We start from the raw sequence: 14136 nt of genomic DNA on the forward strand, positions 1-14136 counted from the left end.
ATCAGCTTCTGCCAGAAATCTACTCGGCACGCCAGATGTATTCTGCTTCCACGCAGTTGCCCGTGTCGTTCCAGCGTACGTCATGGCAAAGCGTCTGCACAAGCGCGATGCCACGCCCTGAAAGCTGCTCATGATCGAGCGAGGACGCGGTCTCACCCGGATCGAACCCGGGACCGCTGTCGGCAACCGTTACCAGCAGGGTGCCGCCGGTGCCATCCTCATGGGGCTTGTGAGCAAGCGTGATGGAGACCCAGCCGTTGGCAAGCTGCCCCAGGAGCCGTTCACGCTCGCTGTAGTAGCGCGTGAAGCCACTGGGTGAATCCTTGAGGCCCGACGGCAGACGCAGTACGCCATGCTCCAGGGCGTTGGTGAACAGCTCGCCGATGATGGTGTAGACATCACCACTGCAAAGGCGCAGTCCCGGCACGTCCATGCACACATGCAGCAGCAGCGGCACGGGGTTGAACTGTGCCAGCGTCCGATCCTCAAGGTCATACTGGAGCCGCCACTGTTCCGGCCCGGCCCCGGTGTCCGGAAGCATCTCGTGCTCCACCGTGTTCAACGCCGACTCCGGGACCATAGCCAGATCCAGAATGGTGATATCATCCTCGCTCACCACCCCTTCTCCGAAACGATGCACCGCCTCACGCAGGCACTCAAAGCCCCCGTATGGCCCGGAGCGCTGATTGATGGCTGCAATCGCCCGCTCTTCGCCGAACAGCTCTCCCTCGCTGTTGGAGCTTTCAATGACCCCATCCGTGGCCAGCAGCATGTGTTCCCCCAGCGCGAGGGTGTGGCGCTCACAGGCCGCGGAGAAGCGTTCCGCGGAAAGAATCCCCAGAGGCAGGTGGCGCGACCGGAGTTCATCCTGGGTGCCATCATGGCGGAGTATCCAGGCCGTGGGCAGGCCTCCGTTCCAGACTTCCGCATGGCCCGAGCGCAGGTTGAGATCCACCATTGCCGCACAGCAGAAGAAGCCGGTTGGCAGGATGTTCCGGAGCTTGCGGTTGATCTCCCGCAGGATGTCGCCGATGGCGAACCCCTTGGCGGTCATGCCATAGAAGATCTCGGACATGGGCAGGGCGCCGATGGCCGCCGGCAGACCGTGACCGGTGAAATCCCCCACGAAGAGGTGCATACCGCCGGACGGCTTGGGTGAGGCGAAAAGCACATCCCCGTTAAAGATGGACATGGGGGAGGCCTCGAACCGGATATTGTCCGCTCCCAGACAGCCACGATCGGCAATGTTGTCGAACACCCGGCGGGCCAGTGCCTGCTCGCGCATCATCTGATGGTTGCGCTGATCGGTCCGGTCACGCTCCTGTTGCAGACTCTGGTGCAGATCCCGCATGCGCTGGAAGGCGTTGATCTTGGCCCGGAGAATCACCCGGTTGTAGGGTTTGGAAAGAAAGTCGTCACCGCCGACCTCGAGACAGGAGGCCAGCGACTCGGCGTCACTGAGTGACGTCAGGAAAATGATGGGAACCAGATCCTCACCGGCAGCCGCCTTGATCCGCCGTGCGGCTTCCAACCCATCCATGTTGGGCATGAGCACATCCAGCAGCACCATCTGCGGCTTTTGCTGCTCAAAGGCCTCGACCGCCTGCGCGCCATCCTCCGCCATGATTACCTCATGGCCCTGCCGGGTCAGGATGGCGTTGAGGATCATGCGATCCGTCTGGTTGTCGTCCGCGATCAGTATCCTGAGCGGCGTTGCGGAACCGGCATCAGTCGTCAATCTGGAAAAGCTGCTCGAAGTTGGAGACCGTCAGGATACGGCGCACATCCCCGTTGCAGTTGACGATCCGGACATCGGCCTTCTCACCACCGGCATAGTCCCGGAGAAGCAGAAGCATGCCCAGGGCCGAACTGTCCAGGTAGGTGGTGTCCCGCATATCGATCACGTACTGGGAAATGCCCTGTCCCTCGCCCTCGTACGCGTGACGGAACGCCTGATGTGAGCTGAAATCAAACCGCCCTTCGATCCGGATGGTCAGCTCGGACCCATCCCCGGAACGCTCTGTGGTAATCGACATTGTTCCCCCTGTCGTGCACGACCACGTCATTCATCAGAGCATAGATCAACATGCCCTGATGTCACGTGACCGATTGCCACTATCCCTGACGCTGCATGGCACGGGCAAAGCGCTGGTTGGCGGCCTCGTCCAGCGCCTTCTGTTCCCGGCGCTCGTCCTCACGGGCCTCACGCCGGCGACAGGTCTCGATATAGCGCGCCATGCCCTCTCGCCGCTGACGCGCCGCCTGCCAGTGCTTCCGGGCCTCCTCCGCCGTGGCCCGGTAACGGTCCACCTGCTGTTGCTGCTGGGCAATCGCCGCCACGAGCTGGCTGATGAACTGCTGCCCGGCCTGGAGTCTGGCCGCCGAGGTGGTTCCGGATGCCTCGGAGCGGATCTGGTGCTGATACTCCTCATGGTAGCGCTCCAGCTCGTCGAGCCGCTGCTGCTGTTCAGCCAGCGCCTGCTGCGCCGTCTGGAACCGCTCCCGGGCCGCCTGCTCCTGTCGGTCCTCCATATCGAGAACCACCTGCAGCCGCTGCGAACGCCGTTTCATGAATCACCCATTACCGTGCACCTGTTTCGGCATCGCCATTGCCGTTCCCCTGTCCGCCAACAATGGCGTCCAGTGCCTTTGAGGCTTCCGTGAAGCCCGCACTTTCATCGAGCCCCTGCTGTAGAAACTGACGCATTTCCGGCATTTTGTCGATAGCCAGATCCGTCTCCGGGTCCGCGCCCTTCTGGTAGGCACCGACACTGATCAGATCCCGGGACTGCTGGTAGCGTGAATACAGCTGCTTGAAACGCTGAGCCTGACGCAGATGGTCCGCGGAGACCACGTGGGGCATGACCCGGCTCACGGAGCCTTCCACGTCAATCGCCGGGTAGTGACCTTCCTCAGCCAGCTCCCGGGAAAGCACCATATGGCCATCCAGAATGGCACGGGCTGCATCCGCAATCGGGTCCTGCTGGTCATCACCTTCGGTCAATACGGTATAGAAGGCTGTGATCGAGCCCCCCTCACGCTCACCATTGCCGGCGCGCTCCACCAGTTGCGGAATACGCGCGAACACCGACGGCGGATAGCCCTTGGTCGCAGGCGGCTCCCCCACCGCCAGCGCGATCTCCCGCTGCGCCTGGGCATAGCGGGTGAGTGAATCCATCAGCAGCAGCACCTTGCGGCCGCGGTCCCGGAAGTACTCGGCGATGCGGGTGGTCAGCATGGCCGCGCGCAGGCGCATCAGCGGCGAGTCGTCCGCCGGGGCAGCGACAACCACGGAGCGGGCAATGCCCTCGTCACCGAGAATCTCCTCGATGAACTCCTTGACCTCACGGCCCCGTTCACCGATGAGGCCAACCACAATGATGTCCGCTTCGGTGAACCGGGTCATCATGCCCAGGAGCACGGACTTGCCCACACCACTGCCGGCAAAGAGCCCCAGGCGCTGGCCCTCACCCACGGTCAGAAGGCCATTGATCGCGCGGATGCCGACGTCCATGCGCTGGCGGATGGGCGTGCGGTTGAGCGGATTGATGACGGCGCCGGTAAAGGGAACATAGTGCGTGGCCTCCAGCGGGCCCTGGCCATCCAGGGGTTCTCCGGCACCGTCCACAACACGGCCCAGAAGGCCTTCTCCCACGGGCACGCGGCTGGCGCTTTCCATGGGCGTGACCAGTGCACCGGGCCGCAGGCCACTGATGGCGGTCAGTGGCATCAGGTAGAGCCGGTCGTTCTCGAAGCCCACCACCTCGGCTTCCACCTGGTTGCCGTCCTCGGCCTGGATCAGGCAGCGGTCGCCTACTTCCATGGGGCAGCCCACACATTCCAGGGTCAGCCCCACCATGCGCGTGAGACGCCCGCTCAGCTCAGGACCGCTGGCTTCAGGCAGTGCCTGGGCAAACCGGCCCAGGCGGTCAGAGAGTGTCATCGCCGTCACCGTTTCCGCCGTCAGGCTCACCGCCTGATTCCAGCACGTCCCGGTGGTAATCGCTCATTTCGCCCATGACCGCGTCCAGTTCCCCGTGATCCCCATCTCCGCCGTCACTGAGCTGGGCTTCGAGCATCCGCTGGACCTGTTTCTGGAAGCGCTTCTCCACAGTGTAGTCCACCAGGCTGCGACTGCTGGCAACGATACAGCCCCCCGGCAGAATCTGTTCATCCGGCGCCACCGTGGCATGACCGGCGACACCGTCAATCGCCTGGCGCACCATCTCCGCGTCATCCGGATGCACACGGATACGCATGTCACTGTCGCTGTCAGGCAGGCTCTGGATGGCCCGGCGCACGATGCTGCCAATCTGGGAGCTGTCGAGCTGGAGTTCCCTATGGATCACAGACCGGCTCAGGGCCATGACCAGGTTGAGCAGTGCCGCTTCGGTGGCCTCCTCCTCCTGGCGTAGTGGGTGGGTCAGCGCCTCCATCAATTCCTGCAGCCGCTGCTCCTGCTGCCGGACCCGTTCACGGCCTTCCTCCTGGCCCTGCTGTTCCCCAGCCTCATGCCCGGCAGCGTGACCCTCGTCATAACCCACCCGGTAGCCCTCACGGGCTCCCTGATCCATGCCTTCGGTCTTGCCGGCCTCAAAGCCGGCATTGTAGCCCTCGTCACGCGCTTCATTGTGGATGGCTTCCAGCTGTTCCGCGGTCAGCGGCTGAACCGTCTCCTGTTCCACGTCCTCAACGCCCGCACGGCGCTGCCCGTTCTCGTCGAGCAGCGGCATTTCCCAGCGTTCATAGGCAGTGAGGTCGCCGGAAGGAATCCGGTCGCGATGCGAGTGGCGGGTCATTTAAAGCATTTCCTCGCCGGAGCCACCCAGCACAATGTCGCCGCTTTCGGCCATGCGCCGGGCAACGGTGATGATTTCCTTCTGGGCCGCCTCCACCTCGGAGACCTTGACCGGCCCCTTGGCCTCCAGGTCGTCCTTCAGCAGTTCGCCGGCACGCTTGGACATATTCTTGAAGATCTTCTCCTTCACTTCGTCCTCCGCGCCCTTGAGCGCCACCACCAGTACGTCCGAGGAAACCTCGCGGAGCAGCGCCTGGATGCCCCGGTCGTCCACGTCCTTGAGGTTGTCGAAGACGAACATCAGGTCCTCGATCTCGCTGCCCAGATCGGGATCCATGTCCTTCACGGAGTCCATGAGCTGGCCTTCGATGCTGCGGTCCATGTAGTTCATGATGTCCGCCGCGCGCTGGATACCGCCTATGCGGCTGGCCTGGCCACCGGCGCCCCCGGAGAACTGCTTCTCAAGGATGTTGTTGAGCTCCTGCAGCGCCTGCGGCTGGATGGACTCCAGGGAGGCCACACGCATCATCACATCAAGGCGCACCTTGTCATCCAGCGACGCCAGAATCTCGGCCGACTGGTCCGGATCCAGGTAGGAGACAACGATTGCCTGGATCTGGGGGTGTTCATACCGGATGATGTCCGCCACCGCCCGGGGTTCCATCCACTTGAGGGTATCCAGGCCGGTGGTGTTGCCGCCGATCAGTATCCGGTCAATGAGGCTTCCGGCCTTCTCCTCGCCCAGGGCATTGGTGAGCACCGACCGGATGTAGTCATCAGCGCCAACGCCCAGACCGGTCTGGCCGCCAACCGCCTCGAAGAACTCACCCACAACGTAGTTCACGTCGTTCTTGGGCACGTCCTGCAGCTGGGACATGGCCATCCCCACCCGCTGGACCTCCTTCGGCCCCATGTGCTTGAGGATCTGCGCAGCATCCTCCTCGCCCAGGGTCATCAGCAGTATCGCAGCCTGCTCAATGCGGCCCAGTTTGCGCGAGGGCTGGGCCCGGCCGGCTGTGTTCTCTTCCTCACTCATCCGCGTTCACCCACTGACGAACCACCTGCGCTACCCGTGCGGGATCTTCCGCAATCAGGCCTTTAACAGCGTTCAGCTCCCTATCATAGCTTTCACCGGTATCGGGCAAAAGCCGATCGTCGCCACTGCCCATGGCCGAGCGGATCGATTCACTGCCTTCAATATCGTCCAGACCACCAAGCCCTTCAAGGTCCGACTCACCAGCCTCACCACTGCCCCCACCACCACCGCCGGAGGCCAGGGTCTTGAGTGTGGGCCGGACCAGAAGGAGGGCCAGCGCAATGATCACCAGGCCCGCGATCACCGGGCGGATGCTGTCCTGAAACCAGGGTTGCTCATAGAAGGGCACAGGCTCAATCTCGGGCTCCTGCTGCTCGGCGAAGTCCGTGTTGACCACGGTCACGCTGTCTCCCCGCGCGGCGGAAAAGCCCACGGCATCCCGAACCAGACGGGTCAGGCGCTCCAGTTCCGCCTGGGGCCATTCGACACTGGTGGTCTCCCCGGTTTCCGGGTTGGTGCGCTTGAGATCATCCACCGCTACCGCCACGCTCATACGGTTGACCGAGCCAGGCTCCTTGCGCGTGAAGCTCAGCAGCCGATCCACCTCGTAGTTGCGGGTCGATGAGGTCCGCGAACTCCGGGAGCCGCCCCCTTCGCCGCCGCCCTCGCCGCCGGCCTGTTCCGGTGCTTCGGCTTCGCCGGGAGGCTGGTTCGAGAGCGCGCCGGGAATTCCACCGGCCTCGCCCTGGCGGTTGATCTCTTCCACAGTCTGCTCGCTGCGCAGAGCCTGCTGCTCGGGGTTGAAGATCTCCTCGGCCTGCTCCACTGCCTTGAAGTCCATGTCCACCGACACTTCCGCGTTGAAGCGGTCGCGCCCCATGATCGGAGCCAGGATTCCCGCGACCCGCTCCTTGAGCCGTTGCTCCACGCGCCGCTGCATCTGGAACTTCTGGGCCATCTCCTGGGCTTTCTCGTTGTTCACATTGGCGGACAGGTGGTTGCCCCGCTGGTCCACGACCGTGACGTCCTCCCGGCTCATCTGGGGCACACTGCCCGCAACAAGGTTGATGACCGAGCGCACCTGGGTTTCATCCATGCGCCTTCCGGAGCCCAGATCCACCATGACCGAGGCAGAGGGGTTGCGGTTGTCACTGACAAAAACGGAATCCTCGGGAATGGCCAGGTGCACGCGGGAATTGCGCACATTGCCCATGGCCCTGATGGTGCGGGCCAGCTCACCTTCCAGGCTGCGGTGGAAGCGGGCCTTTTCCATGAACTGGGAGGTGCCCAGGCCCTGATCCTGCATGATGATCTCAAAGCCCATGCCCTTGTCCTCGGTCACACCTTCCCGGGCCAGAGCCAGGCGGGCTTCATGGATGTCACCCGACGCCACCAGAAGAGCGCCACTGCGGTGCTCAATCCGGTAATCCACCCCGGCGCTGTCCAGCACATTGGTGAGCTCCGCAGGGTTATACTCACTCATATCGCCCACCAGGGGCTTGTAGTCCGAGCCCTGGGCCCAGAGCACCAGTGCCACGGCCAGTGCCACACTGGCGGCAAGACCGACGATAAGCCCCACCTGACGCAACAGGGTCAGCCGGTTGACGCCCATCAGCAGGTTGCTGCCACCTCCAGTGGCACTGCTTTCGCTCCCGCCTCCCCCGCCGCTGGCCGGCGGGTTGGTCTGTTCCGTTTCAGCCGGTACGTTGGCCATTGTGCGCTCCTGTCACCGCACACCGCCCGCGGGCGGATATCCCGTTGAACCGAATCAGATCGGCATGTTCATGATTTTCTCATAGGCCTGCACGACGCGGTTACGCACCTGGGTCGTGGCCTCGAATGCCACCGAAGCTTTCTGGCTCTCGACCATCACCCGCGTGATGTCCACATCCGGATCACCCTGGGTATAGCGGGTCTTGAGGTCCGAGGAGGTCTGCTGCAACTCGTTAACCTGATTGACCGCCCCCTGGAGGGTGTCCATAAAGCTCGGGCCCTCGCCCTGCTGGGCCTCACCCGGCTTCTGGCTGGGCTGCATCTGCTCCGGCCGCAGCTGGTCCGGCTGGATCTGCTGGCGCTGCTGCATCTGCTCGCGCAGCGCACGGATATCGGACAGCACGGAGTTCACATCAGCTCGTTCAACCATTGTTCCTCTCCCAATGCTCAGGGCTCTGCCATGGCAGATTCATCTCGATGACAGAAAAGCAAACAACGGGCCAGAATGAATTTTCCATTCCATTACAGGCTCTTGAGAGAGTTTCTGAGCAAAATCCGGCTGGAAGGGGCGGAATGGAAAAGTGTGCTGACGTGATTTTGACACAAAAAAGCCCGGGCCGGAGCCCGGGCAGGCAGGAGGAAGGGACGTCAGACGAACGCCAGCTCCTCTTCAGGGTTGATGCCATGATCCCGCATCTGGGCAAGCTTGTAGCGCAGGGTACGGGGACTGATGCCCAGCCGTTCGGCCGCCTGTTTGCGGCGGCCACGCTCATCACGCAGGGTCTGCAGGATGATCCGGAACTCACGTTGGCGCAGGTCATCTCCCAGAGAGGCATCCTGGGGCTCACCGGCTGCCTCAACGGCTTGGGGGGCAGGCGCGTCAGCCTCCGCGCCCGGTTCAACAGTCTCTTCCGCATCAGGTTCCGGAACAGCCGATCGCGGCGCCGGTGCGGCGCCGGTGATGCTCTGGTCCAGGCTCAGGTCCCGGTCCGTAATGACCTGCCCCTGCTGCAGGATCAGGGCCCGCTGGATGGCGTTGTCCAGTTCCCGCACATTGCCCGGCCAGTCGTACTGGTAAATAACCCGGCGTGCACTGGGGTCCAGCGTAACCCCGGTCATGTGCATCTGACGGGCGTGCTTTTCCAGCAGATGGTCCGCCAGCGGCAGGATGTCGTCACGGCGCTCGCGCAGCGGCAGCCACTGCAGTGGGAACACACCCAGCCGGTAATAGAGGTCCTCACGGAAGCGGCCCGCGGCCACATCCTCCTGGAGATCCCGGTTGGTGGTGGCAATCACACGCACATCAAGCTGGATGCTGCGGCGGCCACCCACCCGTTCCACTTCGCGCTCCTGAAGGACCCGCAGGAGCTTGGCCTGAAGCCCGATCTCCATTTCCGAGATCTCGTCCAGAAGCAGCGTGCCGCCATTGGCCTGCTCAAACTTGCCCGGCGACGTCTGGTGTGCCCCGGTGAAGGCCCCCTTCTCGTGACCGAAAAGGATCGCCTCCAGCATATTCTCGGGGATAGCGGCGCAGTTGAGGGCCACAAAGGGCTGTGAGGCGCGACTGGATTCGTCATGGATGTAACGCGCCAGCACCTCCTTACCCGTGCCACTTTCGCCACAGATCAGCACAGTGGAGTCCGTGGCGGCCACCTTGCGGGCCAGCTGGAACATCCGCCGGCTGGCGGCATCCTCGGCAATGGCGCGGTTGGCACTGGTAGAGGCAGGGCCTCCCAGAACCCGCGAGACAATGTCCGTCAGCACCTGTGGCTCAAACGGTTTGGCCAGGTAATCCACGGCACCGGCCTGCATGGCGGAAACCGCCTGCTCGATGCGGCCGTAGGCGGTCATCAGCAGTACCGGAATGCCGGGATGATGGCGCTGGATCTCTGCCAGAAGGCTGATGCCGTCCATGCCGGGCATCTGCACGTCACTGATCACCAGATCCACCGGTGCCGAAGCCAGTTTCTCCAGGGCTTCCTCACCACTGGCCGCCTCACTGACCCGGTAGCGCTTGACCTCCAGAGTGGTGACCAGTGCCTCGCGGAGTTCCCCGTCGTCCTCAACAATCAGTATCTTCTGTTTCGCCATGACTACTTCTCCGATGAATCCCCGGGATCACCCGTTGTGCGGCGCGGCCAGCGGCAGCGTGATAATGGCGCTGGTGCCGCTGTGACCATCCGAAACCAGCTCAAAACGCCCCTTGTGGGCCTGAACCACGGCGCTGACCACTGCCAGACCCAGTCCTGTGCCGTGGGACTTGGTAGTGACGAACGCCTCGGTCACGCGCTCGGCCTCTTCCGGAGAGAGGCCCGGCCCGTTGTCTGTGATACAGAAACGGACCTCGCCGCCCTGCCCGGAAACCTCGAGCGCCAGCTCATCCGCGCCGGCTTCCAGGCTGTTGTTGATCAGGTTCAGGCAGGCGCCAATCAGGGCCTCGCGATTGCAGGCGATGGCCCCCTCTGGCCAGTGATCCGGTGTGGTGAGCGTGGCCCGGCGTGTCTGGAGTGACGTCTCCGCATTCTGGACAACGGCCTGAACCCATTCGCCGACACCCAGCTGTTCGGCGAGCCGGATATCACCCCGAGCGAAAATCAGCATGTCGCGGACCTGCTGCTCCAGATGCTGGAGGCGTGCCATCAGCTTGCCGGCACAGCGCTCGCGCATCTCAGCATCCAGGTCCTCTTCATACAGGTGGCCGGCGTAGAGCATGGCTGCCGACAGTGGCGTACGGATCTGGTGAGCCAGCGAGGCAACCATCCGGCCCATGGAGGAAAGCCGTTCAGAACGCGCGAGGCGTGACTGCAGCTCGCGGGTTTCGGTCAGATCGGTAAGGAGAATCAGCTGGCCGGGCTCGTTATCCATGGAGCGGATCTCGATGTTCACCCGGCGGCCATCATTGAGGGACACTTCATGGCCATCATCACGCCGCGGCGCAAAGGCCCGCTGGATCACGTCCACCCAGCGCTGGCCTTCCAGGGGTTCTTCCAGCAGTTCAACCGCCGCCGGGTTGCACTGACTGATGACGCCCTGGCTGTCCAGCACCACCACGCCGGCCGGCAGCACGTCCAGAAGGGTCGAAAGCCGGTTGGCGACCTTCTCGCGCTCCTCCAGCTCATCACGGCGGCGGCGCTCCTCGCTGCTGAGACGCCCCGCCAGATCATTCACCCGTTCCTCCAGCGTCCGGTAGGAATCCGTGATCTGGCGCGACATCTGGTTGAACAGTTCCAGCGCCTCATCCACTGGGCCGGTCTCCGGCTCCTGCCGGGCACCGAAAAGGGAGGTCACCTTGTCGTTGGCATCCGCGGCCGCACTGTCGTGGGACGCGGCTTCGTTCCGCTCGGATGTCTGCTGGCTCATGGGCTTCTCCCGTACCGACGCCGCGCCCCGTGCGCGGGTTATGTTCAGTTCAGGGAGATGCCAGCAGGTTTCATGCCATTCTGATTTTTTATTGATTGATCAGTGGCTTGGGAAAAAGACACGGAAGTGGCAGCCAAATTTTTGTCGCCGCTCAGGACTCGGTCTCTTCCCGGAGACCGTACTTCCTGACCTTCTCCACCAGGGTGGTGCGGCGGATGCGGAGCTTCTCGGCGGCCCGGGCAACCACGCCATCCGTCTCGTTGAGCGCCTGCTCGATCAGGGTCCTTTCCAGGTTCGACAGGTAGTCCTTCAGATCCAGGCCGTTGACCGGCAGCAGCGCCGGGGAATCCAGATTGTTGATGCCCTCAATGCCCGCAGGCATACCGGAGTCCTCGGTTTCATGGGACTCATCGAGATCGTCCACATAACGGAACTTACGGGGCAGCTCCTGGACCCCCACCACACCGTAGGGATGCATGATGGCCAGGCGTTCCACAAGGTTCGCCAGTTCCCGGACGTTACCCGGCCAGTCATGGCGGCAGAGACTCATGATGGCGGCGGAATTCAGGCGGATGGAGCCACGCTTTTCCTTCTCCATGCGGGAGATGAGTTCATTGATGAGAAGCGGGATATCCTCCACCCGCTCACGAAGGGCCGGCATTTCCAGCGGGAAGACATTGAGTCGGTAATACAGGTCCTCGCGGAACTCCCCGTTCTCGATCATGGTTTCGAGATTCTTGTGGGTTGCAGCGATCACCCGCACATCCGTATTGATGGTGCGGTTGCCGCCCACCCGTTCATAGGTGCGTTCCTGCAGCACACGCAGGATCTTGACCTGCATGCTGAGCGGCATATCACCGATCTCATCCAGAAAGAGCGTACCACCCTCGGCAAGCTCAAAACGCCCGGCGCGGGAGCTGATCGCTCCGGTGAAAGCGCCCTTTTCGTGGCCGAAGAGCTCACTTTCAAGGAGCTCGCCGGGAATGGCGCCGCAGTTGACCGGAACAAAGGGCTTATCCCGGCGCGGGGAGTGATAGTGAAGGTTGCGCGCCACCACTTCCTTGCCGGTTCCGGACTCGCCGGTGATCAGAACGCTGACTTCCTTGTCCGCCACCTGGGACATGAGCTGCCGGACGTGCTGGATGCGCCGGCTCGTACCCACCAGGCTGCGGAACAGCTGCACCTCGCGCTGCTGTTTACGCTGGCCATTGCGGGCATACTGCTCGCGGTACACCTGGGCACGGTAGAGTGAGTCCACGAACTTGGTATAGTTCGGGGGCCAGGCGATGCGGGCGATGATGCGGGATTCCGCCTCCGCACTGAGCCCTTCCAGACTGTGCTCGCCAATCTGCAGGAAAGGTACACCGGACTGACGCTCAGCCAGTTCATTGAGATGTCCAACCGCGGCATCGCTCTCGCCATCGACGACCACCGCCCCCAGCGTCTCCGTCTGTTCCAGGGTGGTGATCCATTGCTCAGGATCCGCGGCGCACACATCCTCGCCGATGAATTCCAGAATCAGGCGGAGGTCATGGCGACGCTGTTCATCGTCCACAACGAGAAATACGGTGGCAGTCTCGGACATCGGAGCAGCAGCCTCGGGTCAGGCGTTAATGACAGTTCCATGAACTCTTCGTCATGGGATTGTCACGCATTTAAGACGCTGAGACCGCTGGAGTCAATTTTATGACGCTGTTTTTATAAACATCCTGTTGTTCCCTGGTTACTGATTGTCCAGATAGGCCTTTGCCGCCTTCTGCGTCCGGTTGTTCGCACGCAACGCCGCAGCCGCTTCATCACGTTCCTCCTCGGATCCTTCCCGGGCCTGGTCGTAGAGGGCCTGAAGCCGTTCCACCCCTGCCCTGACCCGCTCCTGGCCGAGCTCTCCGGCATCCGCAACAGCCTCATCCACACACCGGCGGACCTCGTCATCAAGTTCCGCCAGAGCAGCCCAGTCCTTCGCGGCGACCAGTGATTCCACCCGGCCGACCATGTCCTCAAGTTCCGCCATAGCGATGCTCCCCGAATAACGTGACACAATTGGCTGCCACAGCAGCCGGTTTCCTTTGAAAATGGGCCGGATTGGCATTAATGTCGAATCCGTCACCCTGTCTTTCCCAATGAGCAAGCGACCCGACACCATCATGCAAGACCAGCAGAACGACGCCTACATTGCCATTGCCAGAGCCTGCCTCAAAGCCATCAACCAGGCGGCTGACGATGGGCGTGACCGCGCCGAACAGATCCAGATGGTCTATCAGGCCATCGACGAAGCCTTCCAGGAACAGTTTGAGCCCTACCGCCAGCAACTGCGGGACTACCACTCCATTCTAGATCGGATCGCCAGTGGCGAGCTGAGCGCTCAGCAGATGGTGGAACTGGCGGAGGCGGCGGTTGCCGAGAGCACCGAACGCGATCAGGATGATCCCCTGCACTGACAAGGAGCCCCGACCATGACCGCTCGATTCAGACTCCGTCCCACCGCACGGCTGGCAGGACTTGCACTCGGGGCCCTGGTGGGCCTCACCGCACAGTCTGCGGCTGCTGATGTCTCCCAGCGGACGTCACCACAGACCGGTCCCGGAGCCACCGCGGACTACCGTTACCTGACACTGGAGAATGGGCTGGGCGCCCTGCTGATATCCGATCCCCGGGCCGACAAGGCCGCCGCCGCGCTGGATGTGCATGTGGGCGCCGGAGCCGATCCGGAAGACCGGGCGGGGCTGGCCCACTTCACCGAACACATGCTGTTCCTCGGCACCGAGACCTACCCCGACCCCGGCGAGTACAAGTCCTTCATCAACAGTCATGGTGGCTCGCACAACGCTTTCACCAGCTCTCTGGACACCAACTATTTCTTCAACGTCGAGCCCGAGTTCCTGGAGCCGGCACTGGACCGGTTCTCCGAACAGTTCCGGGTGCCAACCTTCGCCGCAGAACTGATCGAACGCGAACGCAATGCGGTCAACTCCGAGTTCTCGGCACACCAACGCAATGATGGGCGGCGTTTCTGGTCGGCGCTCAAGCAGACTTTCCCCGAAGGTCACCCTCTGGCGGGCTTTACCGTGGGCAATCTGGACACCCTCTCCAATGAGGACGGCGAGCTGCGCGCGGAAACCGTCGAGTTCTACGAGCAGCACTATTCCGCCAACCTCATGGAGCTGGTGGTGATCGGCCCGCAGCCGCTGGACGAACTGGAATCCATGGTGGTTCCCCGCTTCTCGCCGGT

Annotated in this window: 14 protein-coding genes; 2 read left to right on the forward strand and 12 right to left on the reverse strand. The window is 62.8% G+C overall.

Annotated elements, in window-relative coordinates:
* Positions 1-19 precede the first annotated feature (19 nt).
* The 12 genes from QZ501_RS08850 to fliT form a co-directional block, all read right to left on the reverse strand.
* Positions 20-1738, reverse strand: a complete 1719-nt coding sequence (locus QZ501_RS08850; RefSeq protein WP_295718836.1) for a fused response regulator/phosphatase — start codon at positions 1736-1738, stop codon at positions 20-22.
* Positions 1728-2036: an STAS domain-containing protein gene (locus tag QZ501_RS08855; RefSeq protein WP_151439294.1), complete on the reverse strand. Its 309-nt coding sequence runs from the start codon at positions 2034-2036 to the stop codon at positions 1728-1730. The genes QZ501_RS08850 and QZ501_RS08855 overlap by 11 nt, the downstream gene beginning before the upstream one ends.
* 79 nt (positions 2037-2115) lie before the next feature.
* A complete protein-coding gene (gene fliJ, locus QZ501_RS08860) occupies positions 2116-2571 on the reverse strand; it encodes a flagellar export protein FliJ (RefSeq protein WP_151439293.1) in 456 nt (151 codons plus the stop codon).
* Positions 2572-2581: 10 nt separating this feature from the next.
* Positions 2582-3943 (reverse strand): flagellar protein export ATPase FliI, encoded by a 1362-nt coding sequence (fliI, locus tag QZ501_RS08865; RefSeq protein ID WP_295718839.1) that lies wholly within the window; start codon positions 3941-3943, stop codon positions 2582-2584.
* A complete protein-coding gene (locus QZ501_RS08870) occupies positions 3930-4799 on the reverse strand; it encodes a flagellar assembly protein FliH (RefSeq protein WP_295718842.1) in 870 nt (289 codons plus the stop codon). The genes fliI and QZ501_RS08870 overlap by 14 nt, the downstream gene beginning before the upstream one ends.
* The gene (gene fliG / locus QZ501_RS08875) at positions 4800-5834 is read right to left on the reverse strand and encodes a flagellar motor switch protein FliG (protein WP_077531644.1); all 1035 of its coding nucleotides are present in this window, start codon (positions 5832-5834) and stop codon (positions 4800-4802) included. It lies immediately after the preceding gene.
* Positions 5827-7548 carry a flagellar basal-body MS-ring/collar protein FliF gene (gene fliF, locus QZ501_RS08880; protein WP_151439291.1) on the reverse strand — a complete coding sequence of 574 codons (1722 nt, stop codon included), beginning with the start codon at positions 7546-7548 and terminating at the stop codon, positions 5827-5829. The genes fliG and fliF overlap by 8 nt, the downstream gene beginning before the upstream one ends.
* A gap of 54 nt (positions 7549-7602) precedes the next feature.
* Positions 7603-7977, reverse strand: a complete 375-nt coding sequence (gene fliE, locus QZ501_RS08885; protein WP_151439290.1) for a flagellar hook-basal body complex protein FliE — start codon at positions 7975-7977, stop codon at positions 7603-7605.
* Positions 7978-8195: 218 nt separating this feature from the next.
* Positions 8196-9638 (reverse strand): sigma-54 dependent transcriptional regulator, encoded by a 1443-nt coding sequence (locus QZ501_RS08890; RefSeq protein WP_151439289.1) that lies wholly within the window; start codon positions 9636-9638, stop codon positions 8196-8198.
* A 27-nt stretch (positions 9639-9665) separates the two neighbouring features.
* Entirely contained in the window at positions 9666-10907 is a 1242-nt protein-coding gene (locus QZ501_RS08895; RefSeq protein WP_295718845.1) for an ATP-binding protein, read from the reverse strand.
* 151 nt (positions 10908-11058) lie between these two features.
* A complete protein-coding gene (locus QZ501_RS08900) occupies positions 11059-12492 on the reverse strand; it encodes a sigma-54 dependent transcriptional regulator (protein ID WP_151439287.1) in 1434 nt (477 codons plus the stop codon).
* 138 nt (positions 12493-12630) lie between these two features.
* Positions 12631-12918: a flagellar protein FliT gene (gene fliT / locus QZ501_RS08905; protein WP_160898901.1), complete on the reverse strand. Its 288-nt coding sequence runs from the start codon at positions 12916-12918 to the stop codon at positions 12631-12633.
* Positions 12919-13027: 109 nt separating this feature from the next.
* Between fliT and QZ501_RS08910 the strand changes: the two genes are divergently transcribed.
* Entirely contained in the window at positions 13028-13345 is a 318-nt protein-coding gene (locus QZ501_RS08910) for a hypothetical protein (RefSeq protein ID WP_202405641.1), read from the forward strand.
* Positions 13346-13360: 15 nt separating this feature from the next.
* The coding region (locus QZ501_RS08915; RefSeq protein WP_295718849.1) for an insulinase family protein at positions 13361-14136 on the forward strand (776 nt) is incomplete at its 3' end.

It is taken from the genome of uncultured Halovibrio sp. (assembly GCF_913056445.1).
GTDB classification, from domain to species: Bacteria; Pseudomonadota; Gammaproteobacteria; order Pseudomonadales; family Oleiphilaceae; genus Halospina; species Halospina utahensis_B.

Excerpts from the sequence above, each read along its gene's own strand:
- QZ501_RS08895 (WP_295718845.1), bottom strand. The coding sequence starts at position 10,907 with ATGAGCCAGCAGACATCCGAGCGGAACGAAGCCGCGTCCCACGACAGT.
- QZ501_RS08855 (WP_151439294.1), bottom strand. The coding sequence starts at position 2,036 with ATGTCGATTACCACAGAGCGTTCCGGGGATGGGTCCGAGCTGACCATC.
- QZ501_RS08890 (WP_151439289.1), bottom strand. The coding sequence starts at position 9,638 with ATGGCGAAACAGAAGATACTGATTGTTGAGGACGACGGGGAACTCCGC.
- fliG (WP_077531644.1), bottom strand. The coding sequence starts at position 5,834 with ATGAGTGAGGAAGAGAACACAGCCGGCCGGGCCCAGCCCTCGCGCAAA.
- fliE (WP_151439290.1), bottom strand. The coding sequence starts at position 7,977 with ATGGTTGAACGAGCTGATGTGAACTCCGTGCTGTCCGATATCCGTGCG.
- QZ501_RS08910 (WP_202405641.1), top strand. The coding sequence starts at position 13,028 with ATGAGCAAGCGACCCGACACCATCATGCAAGACCAGCAGAACGACGCC.
- QZ501_RS08900 (WP_151439287.1), bottom strand. The coding sequence starts at position 12,492 with ATGTCCGAGACTGCCACCGTATTTCTCGTTGTGGACGATGAACAGCGT.
- QZ501_RS08870 (WP_295718842.1), bottom strand. The coding sequence starts at position 4,799 with ATGACCCGCCACTCGCATCGCGACCGGATTCCTTCCGGCGACCTCACT.
- fliI (WP_295718839.1), bottom strand. The coding sequence starts at position 3,943 with ATGACACTCTCTGACCGCCTGGGCCGGTTTGCCCAGGCACTGCCTGAA.
- fliT (WP_160898901.1), bottom strand. The coding sequence starts at position 12,918 with ATGGCGGAACTTGAGGACATGGTCGGCCGGGTGGAATCACTGGTCGCC.
- fliJ (WP_151439293.1), bottom strand. The coding sequence starts at position 2,571 with ATGAAACGGCGTTCGCAGCGGCTGCAGGTGGTTCTCGATATGGAGGAC.
- fliF (WP_151439291.1), bottom strand. The coding sequence starts at position 7,548 with ATGGCCAACGTACCGGCTGAAACGGAACAGACCAACCCGCCGGCCAGC.